The sequence below is a fragment of the Intrasporangium chromatireducens Q5-1 genome (assembly GCF_000576575.1).
Lineage (GTDB): Bacteria > Actinomycetota > Actinomycetes > Actinomycetales > Dermatophilaceae > Intrasporangium_A > Intrasporangium_A chromatireducens.
This window is the reverse complement of sequence record NZ_AWQS01000503.1, coordinates 1-1,087: the sequence shown is the minus strand read 5'-3', so window position 1 is coordinate 1,087 and position 1,087 is coordinate 1. Positions and strand designations below refer to the sequence as shown.

Genomic DNA, 1,087 nt, shown 5'->3' with positions numbered 1-1,087 from the left:
CCCTCAGCAAGGGGGATCCCACCCGGAGCCATGTCCATCCCGCCGTGGCCCATGCCCGCATTGCCCATGCCCTGGTGGTCCGTCCCGCTGTCATCCATCCCGGCGTGGCGCATGCCCTCGTGGTCCATGCCGCCCCGACCCTCGAGGTGCAGACTCATCGAGCGATGCGCCGCGTCGGTACGCTGTCGGTCGGCATCCATCAGCTGCTCAGTCCCGGCGTCCAGGGCCGCTGGCACGTCCTGGGGAGCGGACGCGTCGATCCGTGCCCGGGGGCCCGGCAGCTGTTCCCAGAGCATCGACACCACCTGCGACAGCTCGGGGCCCGGCACGCCGCAGACGGCAAGGACGTCAGCATCGGCAGGCGAGCTGGCGAGCCGCCAGCCACGGGCGGCGCAGGCCCGCTCCAGCGCCATACGGGTCCATGCGTGTCCGGCCACCTCGACCACGAGGACGTGGGCCGTTCGGGTCGCGCGACGCGCGAGGGCATTGCTCAGGCCCATCGGAAGGCTCCCTCGCGCCAGGCCCAGCCCACTGCGACGAACAGTGCCCCGAGGAACAGGAACATCTCCGCGACCGCCTTCGCACCGACCTGGGCGACGACGACGGCCCACGGATACATGAAGAGCATCTCCACGTCGAAGGCCAGGAACACCAGCGTGGCCGGGTACCAGCGCACGTGGTAGCGCGAGAGGGCGTGCTGCTGTGGTGGCCAACCCGACTGGAACGGCAGGCTCGTCAGCACGCCGTGGTAGGGGGCGACCAAACGGTGCAGCCCGTGCAGGGCCCCGATTCCGAGCAGGGCGAGCAGGACCACAACTGCTACAGCGCCCATGCGGTGCCCCTTCGGCCTGTGACGTCGGTGGGTCCTGTTCCGAGGTGTCGTTACCCAGCCACAGCATCGGAATCACAGCCGGTTCCGACCCAGTCGGCCCGGCAGACGCCTCAATCGAGCACCCCGAGCACGGACGACACAGGATCTTGAGGTTTTCCACGGGGTGGTCGACATGTTCTGAAGCCATCGTGAGAGGTGGACGGGAACACGTCCGAGGAAGACGTTGAAGGAAGGTGTCCACGATGATGGGTTGGT

1 protein-coding gene and 1 pseudogene are annotated in these 1,087 nt (G+C 68.4%); both read right to left on the bottom strand.

The window, feature by feature from the left end:
- A pseudogene (locus tag N864_RS25800) lies at positions 1-500 on the bottom strand (hypothetical protein); the annotation flags it as partial.
- Positions 491-832: an NADH-quinone oxidoreductase subunit A gene (locus tag N864_RS22520; RefSeq protein ID WP_034722846.1), complete on the bottom strand. Its 342-nt coding sequence runs from the start codon at positions 830-832 to the stop codon at positions 491-493. The pseudogene N864_RS25800 and the gene N864_RS22520, both read right to left, overlap by 10 nt.
- Between the last annotated feature and the right edge of the window lie 255 nt (positions 833-1,087).

Coding starts and splice junctions, on each gene's coding strand:
- N864_RS22520 (WP_034722846.1), bottom strand. CDS start 832: ATGGGCGCTGTAGCAGTTGTGGTCCTGCTCGCCCTGCTCGGAATCGGG.